Consider the following 18,934-nt stretch of genomic DNA (forward strand, 5'->3'; position numbering starts at 1 on the left):
AAAGACCATGACTTACCGACAGATGTTCGTAACCCTAGAGAAGTAGACGTTGAGAGCAGTTCATCTCTCCGCCTGCCAGATCGCGAGCAAAGGTCGATCACGGCTTCCCGGGGAACGCCGATCCGTCGACCATGGCGATACCGGAGCCGGTAGTGATTCTGTCGACAGGAGGACGGTACCGATGTCAGCCCCTCTGGACGAGCTCCACCGCCCGCACGAAGCAACTACGCAGCCCGATGTGTCCCGGCTCGGTTCGGCCGGCCGGGGCGCACCGCAACCCGCCGGTCCGCACTCGCAGGCCAAACGCCTCGCCGCCGTGGTTGCCGAAGGCGATCTGTTCGACGCCGCACTGGTGGCCCTCATCGAGGGGGTCGGCTACGGCGCCATGCTCGTAGAGCCTGCGCAGCTCCCCTACCTGCGCAATCCCGCCGTCCTCTTCGTTCGGTCGCCCGGCACCCTCGCACTGGTCCGGCGCGCGCCGATGCTGCGCAACGTACGCGTCGTCTTTCTCGGTGACGGGATCACCGGACGCGACCACATCCGGATCTCGCCCCGTGCGCCCGGCGCCGAGGCGGCACTGCGCCAGGCCCTCGCCGCGACCATTGGCCCTTCTGAGAGGTCGACCCCGCCCGCGCCCGCCAACCGCGTGCGGGTGACCGAACGCGAACGCGAGATCCTGCAGACCTACACCCTCGGCGCCACGCTCCGCGAGACATCGCAAGCGCACCAGATCGCAGAGAGCACGGTTCGCGAGCACTACCGCCGCGTCGTGCGGCGATACGAAGAAGCCGGTCGGCCCGTCGGCAACAAGGCCCAGCTCCTCCTCGAGTTCATGGCCGACGGTTGGGTTCGACCCTGAGGACATCCTGGTCAGGGACCTAGTACCCACGACGCCGCGTCGTCGGGCGCGCAGACTTGAATCATGAGGTCGACACCGGGCCTCCGCCGCCCGCTCCCCATGGCCGCCCGATACCGACGTACCTGGGCCGCAGCACTGCTGGCTGTCGTCGAGATACTGGTCGCCTATCAGGCGATCGACGGTGGTCTGGCGCTCGCCGACGACCGGTGGCAGATGCCCCGGGAGTGGCTGCACAACACACCGTTCGACACCTGGACCGGCCCCGGTCTCGTCCTCATCGCGGCGATCGGCGTGCCACATGCGCTCGCCGCACTGGCCGTCGTCCTCCTGCCCGTCGACTCCCGGATCGGCATCCTCGGGGGTCTGTTGAGCGGCGCGTCGTTGGTGGTCTGGATCGGCATCCAGATCGCGCTGCTCCAGATCTTCTTCTTCCTGCAACCGGTCATCGTCGCCTTCGGGATCATCGAGATCTGTCTGGCCATTCTGTGGCGGCGTGCACTGACGCGTCGCCCAGCACCTCCGCCCGGCGACACGTATCCGACTCGCCCGCTGTCCGCCGCGGCAAACCGGAATCGGCAATGAGGAGCGGCCCGATCATCGCCGGTCTGCTGGCTGCTGCCGCGTGCTCCGGCACGTACTACGCCTGGGTGCGGCCGTGGGTGATGACCTGGGGAGCGACGGAAGAGGAAGTCGCTGCAGCACTCCCGGGCGACGAGTTGCTGCCCGACGCCGACGGGGTGGCCACACGGGCGATCACGATCCACGCACCTCCCGAGGCGATCTATCCGTGGCTGGCGCAGATGGGCCCGTCCCCGCGGGGTGGCGCGTACACCTATGACTGGATCGAGAACCTCCTCGGGCTCGACATGCACAGCACCGACCGGGTGCTCGAGGAGTTCCAGCATCCCGTCGTCGGCGACACCATCGGCGTCGGACCGGAGGCCTCGCGGATCGAGATCGCCGAATCCGACCACGCTTTCGTCACCCGGACCACCGACGGTGACTGGGTGTGGTCGTTCACTCTGGTCCCCGACGGCGCCTCGACACGGCTGATCAGCCGGAACCGATTCCGGTTGACCGGGCTGGGCAAGAAGCTGGCGATGATCCCCATGGAACCGGGGTCGCTGATCATGGAACGCAAGATGCTCCACGGGATCAAGGAGCGAGCCGAAGCGCTCGCGCACGCCGGGTGAGCCACGCAGGTCACGCAGGAGATCCACGGGACCACATGCCCGTCGTGGCACAGTTGAAGGGTGCTGCTGCCGACGCTGACCCCCACTGCCCCGGACGATCCGGAAGTCATCCGGATAGGGGACGATCGGCTGTCGCGAGAAGACCTGGTCGGCGCCGCCACGGCCGTGGCAGAACGGATAGCCGGCGCACGCACCGTCGCGGTGCTGGCGCATCCGACGGTCGAGACCGTCCTCGCGATGGTGGGCGGGCTCATCGCCGGAGTGCCGGTGGTCCCCGTGCCGCCCGACTCCGGTCCGCGCGAGTTCGCGCACATACTGGCCGATTCCGGCGCGCAGGCGTGGCTCGGGCAGGCACCCGCCGACGCCACGCTCCCGCTGGTCCCGGTTCGGCGCTACGCGAAGTCATGGCACCGGCATCCCGAACCCCACGCCGACTCGACGGCACTGATCCTCTACACCTCCGGCACCACGGGGCTACCCAAAGGCGTGCCGATCACCCGGCAGGCGATCGCCGAGGGACTCGACGCCCTCGCCGACGCCTGGTTGTGGACCGCTGATGACACTCTCGCACAAGGCCTTCCACTCTTCCACGTCCACGGGCTGATCCTCGGTGTCCTCGGTCCGCTGCGTCGAGGCGGCCGCTTGATCCACACCGTGAAGCCGACGGCGGCCGGGTACGCCGCCGCCGCAGAGGCCGGTGCCTCGATGTTCTTCGGCGTCCCGACCGTCTGGAGCCGGGTGGGCGCCGAACCCGATGCGGCCCGAACCCTCACCGGCGCACGCATTCTCGTGTCCGGCAGCGCCCCGCTGCCGGTTCCCGTCTTCGACCGCATCCGCGAACTCACCGGCCACGAGATCGTCGAACGATACGGTATGACCGAAACCCTAATCACGCTCAGCACCCGCGTCGACGGGGAGCGCCGTCCGGGCTGGGTCGGACTCCCCCTTGTCGGGGTCGAGACCCGGCTTCGCGAGGGCGACGCCGACGTGCCCCACGACGGCGAATCCGTCGGCGACCTCCACGTACGGGGCCCGATGATGTCGTCGGGCTACCTCAATCGCCCCGACGCGACCGCCGAGTCGTGGCTCGCCGACGGCTTTTTCGCCACCGGGGATGTCGCCGTCATCGACCCCGACGGCATGCACCGAATCGTCGGACGCCGGGCCACCGACCTCATCAAGTCCGGCGGTTTCCGCATCGGAGCCGGCGAGATCGAGACCGTACTGCTCGCCCACCCGGCGGTCCGCGAGGTCGCGGTGGTCGGCGTCCCCGACGACTACCTGGGCCAGCGGATCGTCGCCTATGTGGTGGCCGACGACGTCGCCGACACCGAGCTCATCGAATTCGTCGCCGGCGAGTTGTCGAATCACAAACGGCCACGAGAGATCCGGTTCGTCGAATCCCTCCCGCGCAATGCAATGGGGAAGGTTCAGAAGAAGCTGCTCGGCTGAGGGCTTGCGGGTCATGCCCGGCATCCCGCACCGGAAAGCGCCCCTGGAAAGCACCCTCGCTGGCGGTGTCGGCGACATAGTGGCGGGCAGGTTCAAGTGGTCACCGCAACAGCCTGACTTGTTGGAGGCTGTGGAGGGTGGAGAGCAGGGGTCGATTTCAGGGGTGATTTCCGGCGGCAGCGCGGTTGCGGTGGTACCCCTTCCGGACCGCGGCCGCGATGTCGGCGTACGTGGTCTCCCAGTGGCTGAACACCTGCGCGTAGGTGAGTCGCATCGGTAGATAGCCCAGCGGGATGAGCTTGCGGGACCTGACGCGGTCGCTTTCGTAGTCGTCTTCGCCGGTGTGGTGGGCCCGGCTGTCGAGTTCGATCGCGAGCCGCTCACCGACGAGCAGATCAATCCAACCGACCCCGGGCAGGAGATGCTGCACCTCGACGCGTAACCCGGCACTCCTCAGCCTCAGGCGTGCCGCCGTCTCTGTTCCCGACGCCGCGAGCCGGTCACACCTCTCGATCGCGTTCTTGATCGCGAGGTGTGAGTCGGAACTCGGAACGGAGATCGTCGTGGGTCAGCTTGCCGTGATGTAGAGCGGAGTCACACAGGATGACGAAGCCCTCCTCGTCGAAGCACCGTGCGGCGTACTGGAGGGCGGTCGCGACATCGTCGACGGCGGTCCGAGCCGGAGTCGGGCGGCCATGGCGTCGGCATCGGTCGGGGGACCGACGTCGTTCGTACCGCGTCACGCGCGCATGGGACTCGACGGGATGGTCGGGAATCCACAACCCGTGCCGTCGAAGAGCGGTCGCGCACGACACGACGGCATTGTCGGCCACCGCAGCAACGATCTCGGGGTCGGCGCCGGGAACTCGTAACCATCCGTGCCGAATCCGGTGCATCGCACCGGTTTCGACGGCGCGTCGGATATCCGGCGTGGTCTCTCCGGATTCCAGCAGCTGCCGGGTCGACACCACGCCCCCGAAGCGCTCGATCAGCTGGTCGTAGTCCATCGGTCCAGTGTCAGGTGCTGGGGACTCGATCGAGCGTGGCGTCCCGGAGCTGTGGATAACTCCGCTGGAAACCGCCCCTGGAATAGGCCCTCCACAACCGACTCGACGACACTATCGGGCTGTTGCGTAATCGGTGTGGGGGTCGGGTTCGGGTCGGGTTGGCCGGTGGCTGGCCGGGCGGTGTGTCAGGTGAGGGCGGGGGCCAGGGCGGGGTTTCCGATGGCTTTGAACAGGTTGTGGACGAGGGCGTGGAAGCTGAATTCCGCTGCGGCTCTATCGAGTCCGCGGCTGGTGAAGCGGCGGAATCCGAGGTTGTGTTTGGCGTGGCCGAACGGGGTTTCAGCGATGTGGGCGCGTTGACGGTAAAGCGCATGCCCTTCTGGTGTGGCCAACCGGTGGGCCATCGCTTCGATCGGCGAGGCGTCTGGTGGCGGTGGTCCGTGGGTCGGAGTGTGTTGCGCGGCTTCTGAAACTGCCCGGCTTTTGCCGGTCGCGATGAGCCGGTCGGGTCCGGGGGTGGTGAGGTTGTGTTCGGAGAGGTATCCGGCATCGGCCAAGACCACCCCGATGCCGGTCGTCGCCGGCGGGTGGGGTCGATGGGTGTCGATGAGTGTTGCGGCAGTGACGGCTTTGTCGAGCATCGTGGTGAAGGTGGGGGCATCGGCGGGACTGTTGCCCACACCGGTGGCGATGATCAGCCCGTCGTCGCTGGTCACAGCCTGACAGTTGAACCCTTGGAGCCAACCACCGCCACGCAACGGCATCATCCGCGATTGCGGGTCGGTGATGTTGCGCCGTGGCGCCCGTCGCGCCCGTGACGTCGTTGCCGCAGTCGCGGTGGCAGGCGGGGTGGGAGTTGAGTCAGGCGCGGATTTGGCGTGGCGCTGCTGTTGACGGTCCAGGGCCCGCTGGAGTGCTCGTTGGGCGCGCAGCACGTAGTAGTTCGTCTCGACCGGTCCGGGTTCACGGCCCCGCTGCCCGGGCCGATAGCGGTCGATCTTGTCCTGGTGAACGGCGATCGCTCGCGCCAACGACTCGGTCAACACCTCGACCTCGATCTCGACCGGCAACGATCCCTTACCCGTGGCGGGCCCGCCAGAGGCCCGTCGTTCCCGCGCCCGCTGTACCGTCTCCTCGCGGGCCTTCTGGGCCTTCTCCCCAGCCTGTTCACGGTCATTCTTGCGCTGGGCGGCCGCCGACTCGGCGTCGTTGAGTTGCTCATTGTGGGCAGCCAGGTCAGCCAACGCTTCAGTGATCCGGGCGTGACGCGACCCTGGATCGTGAAGCTCGCGGGGAAGCTGATCGCCGCGGTCATCACCATGGGCATCATCCTCGGCGACATCGGCCGCTTCGTGTTCGGCCGCGGCACGAGCAGCCTCGGCGGCCAACGCTGCGCGCAATCCTTGCTCGGTCCGATTGGCGCTCAGTGACGCATTGGAGGCGATCTTGACGCCGTCAAGGGCAACGACTCCCAACTGGCCCATCCCGACCCGCGAGCACAGCATCAACACTTGAACGAACAAGTTCTCGATCGCGGGTGCGCAGTCGGCGCGAAACCGCGAGATCGTCACGTGATCAGGGACGTCACCAGCGCAAATGATGCGGTAGGCGACGTCGCGGTGACATAACCGTTCCAGCTGCCGCGAGGACCGTTGACCTTGTGCCCAACCCCAGATCAACAGGGTCAACAACATATCTGGGTGATAGGCGGCGCGACCGGCTCCGCCGGTCTTGCGCACCGCCTGCACCGCCGAGGTATCCAACGAGGCGACCGTATCGATGACCAGCCACACCGGATCATCAGCCGCCAGCCATTCCCGCATACTCGGCGGCATCAGAAACTGTTGATCACGCTGCACCGGACGATAACCCTTGGCCACCAACACATCATCGCCGGAACCCGCCGCCAACCACCCACGACAGGCCGGACCGGACCCAGCCAATTACGCAACAGCCCGCTATGTCGCCGGCGCCGCCACGGAGGGCGCATTCCGGGGGCGGATATCAGGGGCGCACTTCAGGGTGGGTCTCAGAGAGCCCGGTGATCAGTTGGCCCAGCCCCGCTCCCCCATCCAGCCGGTGATGATGCCGACCGCCTCCTTGAGGTGTGGGATCTGTTCGCGGCCCGAATAGTAGTGCGTCGCACCGGCAATGGTGTGCAATGTCGTGTCGGGGTGGCCGACGGCGTCGAACAGCCGGTGGGTGTGGCTCGGTGTGCACGCGTTGTCGGCCGAGTTGCCGATGACGAGGGTCGGGACCTCGAGGTCGGCGGCGCAACGGGGTCCGTCGCCGTGGGCGTCGTCATAACTCCACTGCGACAACCAACTTCGCAGCGTCGTGAAGCGCGCCAGGCCGACCGGACCCATGTTGACGATGCGCGGATCACCCAGGTAGCAGCCCAGTTTGCGGTCGCTCGGGTCGACCGACAGGTCCAGCCACCGAGGGTCGGCCATCGTGCCGTGGACGATGAACCCGCGTTCCATCAGCGGCTCGCCACGGCCGCGGAGGTCGGCGAGCTGTTCCTTCACCCATGCGGTGATCCGGCGATTGCGATCGATTTGCGCTGCCCGGTACCGCTCCAGGAAATCCGCGGTGTACGGCGGCTGGTTCGGGTTGGCCGGGTTGTACAGGTCCAGCTCGGGATCGCGCTTCTCCGGGTCGTTCTCGTCGAGGATCGACGGGTCCATCCACTCGGTCAGCGTCCCGTGCCGCGACACGTGGGCGGCGAGGAGCATCATGCCGTCCGCTGCCGGGAGGTCGAGTTGGGTGAGGTCCGGCGGCTCGCCGGCCGGGCTCTCGGTGACCGTCGCATGTTGCGCCTGCTGCTGGTAGTACAGCGACAGCGCACCGCCACCACTCCAGCCGGCGAGGATCACCTTCTCGTAACCAAGTCGTTCTTTGGCGTCCTTCACACAGGCACCGAGATCCTGGACGACCTTCTCCATGATCAGGGCACTGTCGACGCCGCGATACCGGCTGTTGCAGTAGATGACGTGATGGCCCGCGCGAGCCAGCGCGTTGGTCATCGGCAGGTAGGCGCCGCCGCCGATCGGGTGCATGAAGATGATGACGTTCTTCGACGGCACGCCGACCGGTTTCAGGAGGTAACTCTCCAGGACGACGCTCTCGGTGACGCCGCCGTAGGTGTCCTTGTAGGCCGACGTGTCGTCGAAGACGACAAGGTACGGGATGCGCTCGTAGTCGTGGCGCGGCAACGTGTTCGACGAATTCGTGGTCGACGACGTCATACCTGTGCCTCTTCCTGTGCCTCGGCCGGCGCCGACTCGGTCATCACCGGGGTCGCGATGAGACGACGCCTGGTGTCGATCGCGATGACCTTCCACTCGACGCGCTCGAACTCGTCGAATTTGCGGCGCGACCGTTCGCGGGCTCGTTCCGGAATCCCGTGGTGAATACCCTGCGGCGCATGTGAGATCAGGCCGGGCGGCATGTCGATCCCGAACATGCTGCCGCCGTGGAAGAACGCGATCTCGTCGAAGTCGGTGTTGCGGTGGAACCAGGGCAGACGCTCGGCGCCCTTGCGCGCCTCGGCCGGGCGCGGCAGGAAGTTCATCACGTATACGCCGGTGGCCTGCATGAACAGGTGCACGGTCGGCGGCAGGTGCACCGACTCCGAGGTGATGACGTCGTAGTCGGCGATGTTGAAGGTGAACGGGAACAGATCACCGCGCCATCCCTCGACATCGAGTGGGTGAAAGGGATAGAACAGCGTCGTCTGACCCTCGCGCTGGCGGAAGCGGACCTCGTACTCCTCGCGTCCGTCACCCTCGAAGACCTCGGCTTCCGGGACGCCGACCAGCGACGAGTCGAACGGGAAGAACCGTCCGAGAACGCCCGGCTCCGGAACCCGGTACTCGTCGACCGCCTCGATGATCAGCAACAGCGACTGGTCGTCGGGGATCTGCCGGTACGTGCACCCCTTGGGGATGTAGACGTAATCGCCCGGGCGGTAGGGCAACCGGCCGAATTCGGTCTCGAAGTAGCCGGTGCCCTCGTGGACGAAGATGAGTTCGTCGCCGTCGACCGGACGGAACCAGAACGGTGCGGCCTCGCCACGGCGACCCAGCGAGATACGGCAGTCGTCGTTGTAGAACATCAACAACGGCTCACCCGACGGATCGATCTGATCGGTCGGGGTCAGCTCGGTGACGAAGCGGTCGACACCGGTGTGGGTACCGACCGCGCGGAACTGCGTCGGGTCGTTGCGCCGGTAGAGGTGCGCCGTGCGACCGGTGAACCCGTACCGCCCGAGCTCGTCGTCCTTGAGGTCCTCGACGTCGCGGTGGACCTGTCGCGGCGTGCGACCCTTCCGGTGCTGGATGAACGATTCCACTGGCTGACTCCTGTGTGCGTGTTCGGACGAGCAGGCGCGATCGGTTGCACGGGGACACCGGTGGTTCCCGTGCGGCGTTTCTGATGCTAGATTCAGGTTCAGAATATGACAAGCACCACACCGTTTGTCCGGTCCTTCTCCGACCGATGTGGATGCGTGGTTCGATACATCGATCAGTCCCCAGAAAGGAGTGCTCGGGTGCCGCCGACGAACAAGGGACGTCAGACCGAGGCCGCGTTTCTCGACGCGGCGCGCCGTTGCTTCGCCGACAAGGGCTACCTGAACACCAAGATCTCCGACATCGCGGAGGCCGCGGGACGCTCGACGGGCTCGTTCTACAACTACTACGACAACAAGGATCAGCTCCTCGAGGCTCTGCTGGACCAGTTCAGCGACGAGGTGGTCGAGGGGTCCCTCGCGACCCGCCACAGCGATCCCGAAGCCGGAGTGCGCGCCGCGGTCACCGCCTATTGGACGACCTACAAGAAGTACCTGCCCGAGATCATCGGACTGTTCCAGATGTCCATGCTCGACGACGAGTTCCGGGATCGCTGGCACGCCAACCGGGCGTCGGGGATCAAACAGGTCCTGGCGGGGCTGCACAGTGCGGAACGCGCCGGATACGACGTCGGCCTCCCCCTCGAACCGCTCGCGTCGGCGTTGGTGAACACGCTCGAATCCTCGTGCTGGTCGTGGCTCGCCGTTCGCGGAGGCGTGGTCGGGTCGATTCCCGACGACGACACCGCCATCGACATCCTGACCACCATCTGGTTCCGCACGGTCTACCGGTCGGCTCCCCGCATCCATCGTTGATCGCGGACACGATCTGGCCCTTGCGCCACGTCGACGCCGGTTGTGATGCTGAGACGCATGACGATCGACGTCCGGCCCGCGACGAACTTCGCCGACATGGCCGCGATTCTCGGCCCCAAGAAGCCGACCTCCAACGTGTGCTGGTGTCTCAGCTACCGCATCCCGAGCAAGCAGAACCAGGCGCTGGTCCGCGAGGAACGCGGTGAGTATGTGAAGAAGTTGTGCGCCGGCGGCATTTCACTTGGCGTCCTGGCGTACGAGACCACCGATGACGGTGAGGACGTGGTCGGTTGGGCGGCGGTGTCGCCGCGCGCGGACACGGCCTTCGCGACCAACCGCAAGATCCCGCATGTCGACGACCTCCCGGTGTGGTCGTGGCGTGTCCCCCGTGAACCGGTCCGGGTGGTTCTAGAGTCCTGATTGCCCTGTTGAGGGCGGAGAAGGGACGATAGGGATCATGGCGGGACGGAAGCGTCACTCGGCTGAGGACATCGTGCGCAAGTTGCGCCGAGCCGATGAACTGGCGGCCGAGGGCAAGAACGGCGAGGAGATCGCCGCCGACCTCGAGGTGTCGGCGGCCACCTTGTACAACTGGCGCCGCCAGTACGGCGGTATGGACGCTGATGCCGCCAAGGAACTCAAGAAGCTACGCGAGCAGAACGGCCGGCTCAAGCGCCTGCTCGCCGACGCCGAGTTGGAGAAAGACGCGCTGCGGGAGATCGCCAAGGGAAAATTCTGAGCCCGACCGCCAAACGCGCCGCGATCGACATGCTCAAAGACGTGAAGAACATGTCAGAACGTATGGCGTGCAGGGTTGTTGGGCTTTCACGGTCTACCTACCGGCGTCTGCCGTTGGCTCAGACACCGGCCGACCCGGACGCTGGTATGCGTGCACAGCTACGCACCTACGCCCGCAAGCACCCGCGACACGGGTTCCGGCGGGCGTGGGCGCACCTGCGGTTCGACGACGGTATCGAGGTGAACAAGAAGAAGGTGCATCGGCTGTGGACGGAGGAGGGCCTGCAGGTGCGCCGGGCGCCGCGGCGCAAACGAGCCGGGCAATCGTCAGTGCCGATCGTGGCGGCGGATGCGCCGAAGGTGGTGTGGGCATTGGACTTTCAGTTTGACTCGACCGTGGATGGCAAGAAGGTCAAGATCGCATCAATGGTCGATGAACACACCCGGATGTCGTTGCTCAACATCGTGGATCGCTCGATCACCGCCGACCGGTTGGTCGAGGAATTGGAGAAGACCTTCGCGATCTGGGGTGGCCCACCCATGGTGCTACGCATGGACAACGGCCCTGAGTTCATCTCAGAGGCGCTCCAGGCGTTCTGTGCAGGGTCGGTAGGCATCTCCTATATTCCGCCCGGCACGCCGTGGAACAACGGATTCATCGAATCGTTCAACAACCGGCTTCGCGACGAGTGCCTGAACCGCAACTGCTGGCCCACCCTGCTCGAAGCTCGCGTGGTGATCGACGATTTCAAAGACGACCACAACCACCGGCACCGCCACTCGGCGCTGGGCTACCAGACCCCGGCCGAGTACGCTGCCCGATGCACCCACCAGCACCACCCTGTGGGCTGCGAGATCGACTGACCGACAGCTAGAAGAAACTGGCTCTAGAACTGCCTGGGGTCCCGGTAGTAATGGCGCAAAAAACAACGAAGTTCGCGTAGTGCCTGGTCAGCGGCGATTTCTCGGTTCGGGCTGCGGGCCGGGGTGGTTGGTGCTTGGCTTGTCTGCCGATGAGGTTGGTCGGCGTGTTGGAGGCTGGGGTTCGTGGCGACGCGGGTATTCGCGGACGAGGAGTTGCAGCGCCTGCGGGAGTTCCCGGAGATCAGTCGTGAGGAGTTGTTCCGGTACTTCACGCTGACCCCGGCGGATCTGGCGTTTGTTGCTCCGCAGGGCAGGGGCCCTGCGGTCCGTCTGGGCCTGGCGGTGGCGTTGTGCACCTTGCCGTGGCTGGGGTTCGTGCCGGACAAGGTGCCGTCGGCGCCGCCGGTGGCGGTGGCCCGGCTGGCGGATCAGCTGAATATCGATGCAGCGCAGCTTCGTTCGTATGGCAAGCGGGCGCAGACGCGGACCGAGCATGTGCGGCTGGTGGCCCAGTACCTGGGGTGGCGGCCTGCCGGGGCGATGGAGTTGAAGGAGCTGGATGAGTTTCTGCTGGCGCGGGCGATGGAGCACGATTCGCCGACGCTGTTGTTCCGGCTGGCGTGTGAGTACCTGATCTCGGCGCGGGTGATCCGGCCGGGCCCGGAAACGGTGGTCCGCCGGGTCGCGCACGCTCGCACGCGGGCGCAGCGGGAGACCTACGACCGGTTGGCGCGCGAGTTCACGCCGCAGCGGTGTAAGGAACTGAATGCGTTGCTGGTCGTCGACCCGTCGATCGAGATGTCGCGGTTGCGGTGGTTGTCGACCGGCCCGGTGGAGGCGTCGGCGACCGCGGTGAAGGCCGAGGTCGAGAAGCTGGTGTTCCTGCGCAACCTGGGCGCGGATGAGCTGGACATGTCGGTGCTGCCGGCGGAGCGGCGGCGGTTCCTGGCGACGGTGGGCCGCCGCTTGACGGGCCAAGCCCTCGAACGCCGGGATCCGCAACGCCGCTACCCGATTCTGCTCACCGTGTTGGCGCAGTCGGCCACCGATGTGCTCGACGAGGTGGTGCAGCTGTTCGATCAGGCGATCTCGGCCAGGTTGAGCAAGGCCGAACGCCGGATGCGCGACGAGCTGGCCGAGCGCGGTAAGGCCGGAGAGGATCGGCAGGGGTTGCTCGACGACCTGCTGGCGATCGTCTGTGACCTGCAGATCCCCGACGAGGAGATCGGCGGCCTGATCCGGGGCGATCGGATCGGATGGGAGCGGTTGCGGGCCGCGGTCGCGCAGGCCAAGCCTCGGCTGCCGCGCGATCACGGGCACCTGGCCGCTCTGGACAGCTCGTACTCCTACCTGCGGCAGTTCACCCCGCAGGTGCTGTCGACAGTCCGGTTCGCCGGCGGCACCGCCGCGACCGAGCTGCTGATCGGGGTGCACATGCTGCGGGAGCTGAACGCGACCGGTACCCGCAAGGTGCCCGACGACGCGCCGACCGGGTTCGTGCCGACGAAGTGGCGCGGCTACCTCGACGAGGCCCGCAAAGCCGGTAACACCACCGCCTATCGGCACTACTGGGAGCTGTGCGTGCTGCTGGGGCTGCGTGACGGGTTGCGCAGCGGGGATGTGTTCGTGCCGGGGTCGCGCCGCTACGCCGACCCGGCCGCGTACCTGCTGACCCCGCAGGCGTGGGAGCCGCAGCGTGACGAGTTCTGCCGCCTGGTCGGCAAGTCCGCTGATCCCGCTCGCGCGCTGGCGACCGCCACCGACGAGCTCGACGCCGCTATGGGCGAGTTGGAGAAGGTGCTCGCCGGCGGCGACGGGCCGGTCCGTCTCGATGAGGCCGGTGACCTGGTGATCTCACCGCTGTCGGCGGAGGATGTGCCCGCGGAGGCGACGGCGCTCAAGGCCGAGCTGACGGAGATGCTGCCGTTCGCGCCGATCGTGTCGCTGCTGATCGAGCTGGACAAACGCACCGGCTACCTGGACTGCTTCACCCACGCCGGCGGCAAACAGGCCCGCAGCCCGGAGCTGAAACGCAACCTCATCGCCGTCCTGCTGGCCTACTCCACCAACCTCGGGCTGACCCGAATGGCCGAGGCGTCGGGCCTCTCCTACGACATCCTGGCCTGGACCAGCGAATGGTATGTGCGGGAGGAGACGCTGCGGGCGGCGAACCTGACGATCATCGACTACCACCAAAGGCTGCCGCTGACCCCGGTCTTCGGCGCCGGCACCCTGTCGTCGAGTGATGGGCAACGGTTCCCGACCCGCGGCAAATCGGTCACCGCCAGAGCGTTGAGCCGCTATTTCGCGAACGAAGGACTGAGCACGTATACCCATGTCACCGATCAGCACGCCACCTACGGCACCAAGGTCATCGTCGCGACGAGACGCGAAGCTCACTACGTGCTGGACGAAATCCTCGGCAATGCAACGGATCTGCCGATCACCGAGCATGCGACCGACACGCACGGCGTCACCCTCGTGAACTTCGGGCTGTTCGACCTGCTCGGATTGCAGCTCTCGCCCCGCATCCGGGACCTGGGCCGGATCACCCTGTATCGGGCGGCGCCTCGGGCCCAGGTGGAGTCCGCGTTCCCGCACGCCGGGCCGCTGCTGACCCGCAAGCTGAATCTGGATCTCATCGCCGAGCACTACGACGACCTGCTCCGGCTGAGCGGGTCGCTGAAGTTCGGGCACGCCACCGCGTCGCTGCTGGTCGGCAAGCTCTCCGCGTCGGGCCGGCAGAACGCCCTCGCGGCGGCGCTCAAGGAATACGGGGCGCTGCGGCGCACGATCTACGCCGCCCGGTACCTGTCCGACCCGGGCTATCGGCGCAAGATCTCCCGACAGCTCAACAAGGGCGAATCCCTGCACGCGCTCCGCCGCGACCTGCTCTACGCGCACGAAGGCGCCGTGCGCGCGAGGCACCTGGAGGGACAGACCGAACAGGCATGGTGCCTCACGTTGGCGACCAACGCCGTCATCGCCTGGACCACAGAGTATTACGGGCTGGCGACCGAACAGATGCGGCGGGCCGGGCGGCGCATCGACGACGAGGTGCTGACGCACATCTCCCCGGCCCACAGCGAGAACATCAACTTCTTCGGCGCCATCGAGGTCGACATCGACGCCGAACTCGCCCAGCTCGGCCCCACCGGGTACCGGCCGCTGCGCGTGCGGGACACCCTGTTCTGACCCGCAGCGCCGGCCCGGATCGGCGGCGGCGCGATCTAGCAGCAGGCGCTGGTTCCGGTGGTCGTGGTCGGGTCGGTGATCGCGTCGGCGAGGGGGCGGGCGAGCTGGTGGTAGGCGTCGGTGACCGGCAGCACCGTCATGCCTGGGAATTTCGCCTGCCAGTGGTGGGCGGCGTCGGAGGTGGCGAGGAACATCTGCGGGTTGCAGCAGGTGGCGCGGAGGTGACCGGGCTGGATCCGGTCGGGGTCGACGAAGGCCACCATCGCGGTGGCCGGTTCCAGGTCGCTGACCCCGGTGACGGGGTCGATGGTCAGGCGCACGGTGGTGCCCGTGATCGGGCAGTCGGATTCGATGCAGGCGGGTGCGCCGATGACGGCGGGGAAGATGAGGGTGTCGGGGGCACACCAGGTGTAGAGCTGGTGGCCACCGACGCTGAACCGGTGCGGGGTCGGGTTGAGGGTCAGGCCCCAGCCGACGATCCGGCCGGCCTCGTCGTATTCGACGTCGGCGCCGATCGGCGTCTGCGCGGGGTCGAGGTCGGGCACTCCCGCGGCGGCGGCGAGTTCGGTGACGGTGACCGGGGTGCCGTGGGTGAGCAGCCGCAGCGCGGCGCGCATCAGCGCCCGGTCCCGGCCGGCGGGCAGGATCTTGGCGAAAACGTCGGCAGTGAGGTTGTCGGTACTCATGGGATCGGACTCCTCGAGGGCGATCGGACAGTGACGGTGCCGACGGTAGGGTCTGTCCCCGGGGTGAGGGTCAAGCCCGTAGCTCGCATCCGCACGGGTCACCGGCCCAGCACAGGTCGTCGGTGGCCAGATGCGCACGGTGTGCGGTTTCGAAGGCGTCGATGCGGTCGAGGATCTGCTCGGCATCGGCGATGCGCTGGCGCAGCCGCTGCCGCGACCGCTGCAGCAGCTCGGCGAGATGGGCGCCGACCGAACGGCCGTGGTCGTCACGGTCGGTGGAGGTGAGCTGGCAGATCTCGGCGATGGTGAGCCCGAGGCCGCGCAGCTCGCCGATGAACCGCACGCACCACTCCGCGTCGTCGGTGTAGAGGCGGTAGCCGGCCGGGCTGCGGCCCAGGGTGTAGATCAGGCCGAGGTCGGTGTACTCGCGCAGCGCCTTCACCGGCACCCCGGTGCGGGCCGAGAGGTCCCCGATCGTCATGTGTCCGTTCATCACTGCCTCCCGTCCGACGGCGTCAGCCTGCGCAGCAGGACAGTTTGGTGACGTCGGTGGTGAAAGTCTGCGCGGTCAGTTTCAGCGCTTCGGCCATGGTCAGGTACGGCGCCCAGGTGTGGGCGAGCCGGTCGACGGTCAGACCCGCGGTCATCGCATAGGTGGCGGCGGTGATCAGGTCCCCGGCGCCGTCGCTGAGGGCGTGCACGCCCATGATCCGGCCGGTGCCGGCTTCGGCGACGATCTTGACCAGGCCGCGGGTGTCCCGGTTGACCAGCGCCCGCGGCACGCTCGACAACCCCAGCACCCGGCACTGGCAGGCCAGCCCGGCCGCGGCGGCTTGCGCGTCGGTCAGTCCGACCGAGGCGATCGCGGGGCTGGTGAACGTCACGCGCGGCACCGTGGTGTAGTCCAGGACGCGATCGGCACCGGCCAGGGCGTTGTCGGCGACCAGGGTGCCCTGCGCGGCGGCCACGTACACGAACTGCGGATCCCCGGCCACGTCCCCGGCCGCCCAGATGCGCGGATTGCTGCTGCGCTGGCGGTCGTCGACCACGACCGCGCCCCGCTCGTCGACGGCGACGCCGACCGCATCCAGGCCCAGCCCGGCGGTGTTGGGGCGGCGGCCGGTGGCCATCAGCACCTGCTCGGCCCGCAGCTCGGTGCTGGCGCCGCCGCCGGTGCGCACGGTCACCACCTTGTGCCCGTCGTCGGCGAGGACCTTCTCGACGGTGGCGGCGGTGAGCACGTCGATGCGCTCGTGGGCGAAGACGGCCTCGAGCGCGGCCGAGATTTCCGGTTCCTCACCCGAGGTCAGCCGGCTACGCGCGATCACCGTGACCTTGCTGCCCAGGCGGGCGAACAGCTGGGCCTGCTCGAGCCCCACATAGCCCGCACCCACCACGATCAGCGACTCCGGCAGCTGCTGGAGGTCCATGGCGGTGGTCGAGGTCAGATACCCGGCCTCAACGAGGCCGTCGATCGGCGGAGCCCAGGGCGCGGCACCGGTGGCGATCAGATACTGGTCGGCCTCGATCACCCGTACACCGCCCTCGGCGCGCGCGACCCGCAGCACGGGTGCCTCGGCGCTGCCGTCGAACACCGCGGTGCCGGAGACGATCTCCCACCCGTAGTCGGCGGCCAGGTCGACATACTTCTCCGCCTGCAGCTGCCCGACCAGCGCGTCCTTGCCCGCGATCAGGGCGGGGAAATCCAGCGGCACCTCGGCGGGGGTGAGCCCGGGGAACCGGCCCGCCGCCTCGGCGGCGTGGCGGGCCTCGGCGGCGGCCAGCAGCGCCTTCGAGGGCACACACCCGACGTTCACGCACGTGCCCCCGACCGTCCCGCGCTCCACCATCACCACCCGTTTGCCGAGGTTGACCGCGGCGATGGCGGCGGCGAACGCCGCCGAGCCGGAACCGATGATCGCCAGATCGGCGCGGGAATCTGTCAAGGTCACGAGGGTGCCTCCTGGTCGGGCAACCGCTGAACCGACAACGGCTGCTATTCGTGTTGACGAATATCTACCGGAACCATATTATGCGCTTATCCGAATAGTTCAAGTCTCGTGGAGGCGATCCCATGGCCCGGTCCACCACCGCCACTGTCACCGTGCCCGGTGCCGAGTCGGCGTGTACGCATCTGGATACGACGGCGAAGTTTTTTCGCGCCCTGTCGGATCCGACCCGGCTCAAGCTCCTCGAATTCATCCTCGCCGGGGAGCGCACCTCCGCCGACTGCGTCGAACACGCCGGCATCTCGCAGCCCCGGGTGTCGGTACACCTGTCCTGCCTGGCCGACTGCGGGTATGTCCTCGCGCGCCGCGACGGGAAGAAACTGCGGTACTCCGTGGGTGATCCGCGGGTAGCTGACCTGGTGATGCTGGCGCGGTCGCTGGCGGCCGACAACTCCGCCGCGCTGGGCTGCTGCCCGCGCATCCCCGCCGCGGACGGTAGTGGGCGGCGATGAACACACCCGACAACAAGGCGATGAACACACCCGACAACGACTCGGGCGGGTTCGGTGGTCTGCTCGCAGTGGCCGGTGGCGTGCTGGTGATGGTCGCCTGCTGCGCCGGTCCCGCCCTGATCGCCGGCGGCGTGCTCGCCGGTCTCGGCGGTGTCTTGACCAGCCCGTGGCTGCTTGCCGCAGGCGTGCTGGTCGTGGCCGCCGCCGTCGGCTACACCCTGCGGCGCCGCGCCCGTAAGGCCACGGGGTGTTGTCCGCCCCGACCCGGATCACCATCCCCGCCATCGACGGCCTCGACACCGTCCCCTACTTCACTTCCCGCACCCTGCTGGACCTCACCGACCTGCCCTCACATCTGCTCGTCGTCGGCGGAGGCTACGTCGGCTGCGAGTTCGCCCAAATGTTCCGGCGATTCGGCTCCGAGGTCACCCTCATCCAACGCGCCGACCGGCTGCTGCCCGGCGAGGACCCCGACATCTCCGCCGCCGTCAGAGAGGGCATGACCGCCGACGGCATCACCGTGCTCACCGGCACCACCTGCACCGCGGCCACCGGCACCACCGGGAACATCCGGCTCGGCTGCACCGGCAGCGAAGCCGACGACATCACCGGCAGCCACCTGCTGATCGCGACAGGACGCACCCCCAACAGCGACAATCTCGGCCTCGAGTACCTCGGTCTCGAACCCGACCCACAGGGCTTCCTCACCGTCGACGCCTCCCTGCGCACCGACGCCGAAAATGTTTGGGCGCTCGGCGATCTGCGCGGCGGGCCCATGTTCACCCACACCGCCCGCGACGACGCCGACATCGTCTACCGCACCATATTCCGAAGCCAGGACCGCACCACAACCGGGCGCATCGTGCCGCACGCGGTGTTCACCGACCCCGAAGTCGGCGCCGTCGGGCTCACCGAACCTGCCGCCCGCGCCGCCGGCTACGACGTCGTCGTCGGGCGCCAGGACTTCACCGGCGTCGTGAAAGCCCGCGCCATCGGCAACACCCGCGGCCTGGTCAAATTCGTCGCCGACGCCGCCACCGACCGTATCCTCGGCTGCCACATCGCCGGACCCGACGGCGGGAACCTCGTTCACGAGGCCGTCATCGCCATGACCACCGGCGCCACCTACACCCCAACTCGCCCAAGCCATCCACATCCACCCCACCCTCGCCGAAGCGGTCAACACCGCCGCCGGCGGCGTCCACCGCGAAATCGGCGCATAGACACCCCATGAGCATCGCCCGGTACTCGGGTGAGGCCATTTTCCGACTGCCACGGATAACACCCTGTTATCTGTAGCATCATGACATCC

The 18,934-nt window shown here is 67.6% G+C and carries 17 protein-coding genes and 1 pseudogene; 10 read left to right on the plus strand and 8 right to left on the minus strand.

Annotated elements, in window-relative coordinates; genetic code table 11:
- The first annotated feature begins 181 nt into the window (after positions 1-181).
- The 4 genes from RVF83_RS05290 to RVF83_RS05305 all read left to right on the plus strand — a co-directional run bounded on the left by RVF83_RS05290 (position 182) and on the right by RVF83_RS05305 (position 3,504).
- Complete coding sequence (locus RVF83_RS05290) at positions 182-859, plus strand: helix-turn-helix transcriptional regulator (protein ID WP_005194161.1); 678 nt, start codon at positions 182-184, stop codon at positions 857-859.
- 63 nt (positions 860-922) lie between these two features.
- On the plus strand, positions 923-1,441 hold the full coding sequence (locus RVF83_RS05295; RefSeq protein WP_157226794.1) for a hypothetical protein: 519 nt from the start codon (positions 923-925) through the stop codon (positions 1,439-1,441).
- Positions 1,438-2,052, plus strand: a complete 615-nt coding sequence (locus RVF83_RS05300; protein ID WP_005194165.1) for an SRPBCC family protein — start codon at positions 1,438-1,440, stop codon at positions 2,050-2,052. The genes RVF83_RS05295 and RVF83_RS05300 overlap by 4 nt, the downstream gene beginning before the upstream one ends.
- 60 nt (positions 2,053-2,112) lie before the next feature.
- Positions 2,113-3,504: an acyl-CoA synthetase gene (locus RVF83_RS05305; RefSeq protein ID WP_005194167.1), complete on the plus strand. Its 1,392-nt coding sequence runs from the start codon at positions 2,113-2,115 to the stop codon at positions 3,502-3,504.
- Between the two features lie 157 nt (positions 3,505-3,661).
- On the opposite strand, the gene RVF83_RS05310 is transcribed toward RVF83_RS05305, so the two are convergent.
- The 5 genes from RVF83_RS05310 to RVF83_RS05330 form a co-directional block, all read right to left on the minus strand.
- Positions 3,662-3,934, minus strand: coding sequence for a DUF559 domain-containing protein (locus tag RVF83_RS05310; RefSeq protein WP_005194171.1), 273 nt, complete (start codon positions 3,932-3,934; stop codon positions 3,662-3,664).
- A 70-nt stretch (positions 3,935-4,004) separates the two neighbouring features.
- Positions 4,005-4,511 carry a type IV toxin-antitoxin system AbiEi family antitoxin domain-containing protein gene (locus RVF83_RS05315; protein ID WP_005194173.1) on the minus strand — a complete coding sequence of 169 codons (507 nt, stop codon included), beginning with the start codon at positions 4,509-4,511 and terminating at the stop codon, positions 4,005-4,007.
- A 185-nt stretch (positions 4,512-4,696) separates the two neighbouring features.
- Positions 4,697-6,391, minus strand: a complete 1,695-nt coding sequence (locus tag RVF83_RS05320; protein ID WP_005194066.1) for a transposase — start codon at positions 6,389-6,391, stop codon at positions 4,697-4,699.
- A 165-nt stretch (positions 6,392-6,556) separates the two neighbouring features.
- Positions 6,557-7,759 (minus strand): alpha/beta fold hydrolase, encoded by a 1,203-nt coding sequence (locus RVF83_RS05325; RefSeq protein ID WP_005195260.1) that lies wholly within the window; start codon positions 7,757-7,759, stop codon positions 6,557-6,559.
- Entirely contained in the window at positions 7,756-8,865 is a 1,110-nt protein-coding gene (locus RVF83_RS05330; RefSeq protein ID WP_005195261.1) for a homogentisate 1,2-dioxygenase, read from the minus strand. Before RVF83_RS05330 ends, RVF83_RS05325 begins: the two co-directional genes overlap by 4 nt.
- A 198-nt stretch (positions 8,866-9,063) precedes the next feature.
- Between RVF83_RS05330 and RVF83_RS05335 the strand changes: the two genes are divergently transcribed.
- The 4 genes and pseudogenes from RVF83_RS05335 (at position 9,064) to RVF83_RS05350 (ending at position 14,475) form a co-directional block, all read left to right on the plus strand.
- Entirely contained in the window at positions 9,064-9,678 is a 615-nt protein-coding gene (locus tag RVF83_RS05335) for a TetR/AcrR family transcriptional regulator (protein ID WP_005195262.1), read from the plus strand.
- 57 nt (positions 9,679-9,735) lie between these two features.
- Positions 9,736-10,074, plus strand: a pseudogene (locus RVF83_RS05340) (GNAT family N-acetyltransferase); the annotation flags it as partial.
- Positions 10,075-10,135: 61 nt separating this feature from the next.
- Positions 10,136-11,280, plus strand: a protein-coding gene (locus RVF83_RS05345; RefSeq protein WP_085950783.1) for an IS3 family transposase whose coding sequence is annotated in 2 segments (ribosomal slippage) — positions 10,136-10,403 and positions 10,403-11,280 — 1,146 coding nt in all. Because the reading frame shifts where the segments join, the coding sequence is not laid out codon by codon here.
- 183 nt (positions 11,281-11,463) lie between these two features.
- A complete protein-coding gene (locus RVF83_RS05350; RefSeq protein WP_005195266.1) occupies positions 11,464-14,475 on the plus strand; it encodes a Tn3 family transposase in 3,012 nt (1,003 codons plus the stop codon).
- A gap of 35 nt (positions 14,476-14,510) precedes the next feature.
- Here RVF83_RS05350 and merB read toward each other — a convergent pair whose 3' ends face one another.
- From merB to merA, 3 genes are all read right to left on the minus strand, one after another.
- On the minus strand, positions 14,511-15,161 hold the full coding sequence (gene merB, locus RVF83_RS05355) for an organomercurial lyase MerB (RefSeq protein ID WP_005195267.1): 651 nt from the start codon (positions 15,159-15,161) through the stop codon (positions 14,511-14,513).
- Positions 15,162-15,231: 70 nt separating this feature from the next.
- Positions 15,232-15,642, minus strand: coding sequence for a MerR family transcriptional regulator (locus tag RVF83_RS05360; RefSeq protein WP_004018624.1), 411 nt, complete (start codon positions 15,640-15,642; stop codon positions 15,232-15,234).
- 34 nt (positions 15,643-15,676) lie between these two features.
- Complete coding sequence (gene merA, locus RVF83_RS05365; protein ID WP_005195274.1) at positions 15,677-17,113, minus strand: mercury(II) reductase; 1,437 nt, start codon at positions 17,111-17,113, stop codon at positions 15,677-15,679.
- Positions 17,114-17,235: 122 nt separating this feature from the next.
- Here merA and RVF83_RS05370 point away from each other — a divergent pair, with 122 nt between their 5' ends.
- Both RVF83_RS05370 and RVF83_RS05375 read left to right on the plus strand, forming a co-directional pair.
- Positions 17,236-17,622 (plus strand): ArsR/SmtB family transcription factor, encoded by a 387-nt coding sequence (locus RVF83_RS05370; protein ID WP_004018626.1) that lies wholly within the window; start codon positions 17,236-17,238, stop codon positions 17,620-17,622.
- A gap of 247 nt (positions 17,623-17,869) precedes the next feature.
- Positions 17,870-18,856 carry a dihydrolipoyl dehydrogenase family protein gene (locus RVF83_RS05375; protein ID WP_341262004.1) on the plus strand — a complete coding sequence of 329 codons (987 nt, stop codon included), beginning with the start codon at positions 17,870-17,872 and terminating at the stop codon, positions 18,854-18,856.
- Positions 18,857-18,934 lie beyond the last annotated feature (78 nt).

The sequence above is a fragment of the Gordonia rubripertincta genome, from assembly GCF_038024875.1.
GTDB classification, from domain to species: Bacteria; Actinomycetota; Actinomycetes; order Mycobacteriales; family Mycobacteriaceae; genus Gordonia; species Gordonia rubripertincta.

Excerpts from the sequence above, each read along its gene's own strand:
- RVF83_RS05370 (WP_004018626.1), top strand. The coding sequence starts at position 17,236 with ATGGCCCGGTCCACCACCGCCACTGTCACCGTGCCCGGTGCCGAGTCG.
- RVF83_RS05300 (WP_005194165.1), top strand. The coding sequence starts at position 1,438 with ATGAGGAGCGGCCCGATCATCGCCGGTCTGCTGGCTGCTGCCGCGTGC.
- RVF83_RS05315 (WP_005194173.1), bottom strand. The coding sequence starts at position 4,511 with ATGGACTACGACCAGCTGATCGAGCGCTTCGGGGGCGTGGTGTCGACC.
- RVF83_RS05295 (WP_157226794.1), top strand. The coding sequence starts at position 923 with ATGAGGTCGACACCGGGCCTCCGCCGCCCGCTCCCCATGGCCGCCCGA.
- RVF83_RS05325 (WP_005195260.1), bottom strand. The coding sequence starts at position 7,759 with ATGACGTCGTCGACCACGAATTCGTCGAACACGTTGCCGCGCCACGAC.
- merB (WP_005195267.1), bottom strand. The coding sequence starts at position 15,161 with ATGAGTACCGACAACCTCACTGCCGACGTTTTCGCCAAGATCCTGCCC.
- RVF83_RS05360 (WP_004018624.1), bottom strand. The coding sequence starts at position 15,642 with ATGACGATCGGGGACCTCTCGGCCCGCACCGGGGTGCCGGTGAAGGCG.
- RVF83_RS05290 (WP_005194161.1), top strand. The coding sequence starts at position 182 with ATGTCAGCCCCTCTGGACGAGCTCCACCGCCCGCACGAAGCAACTACG.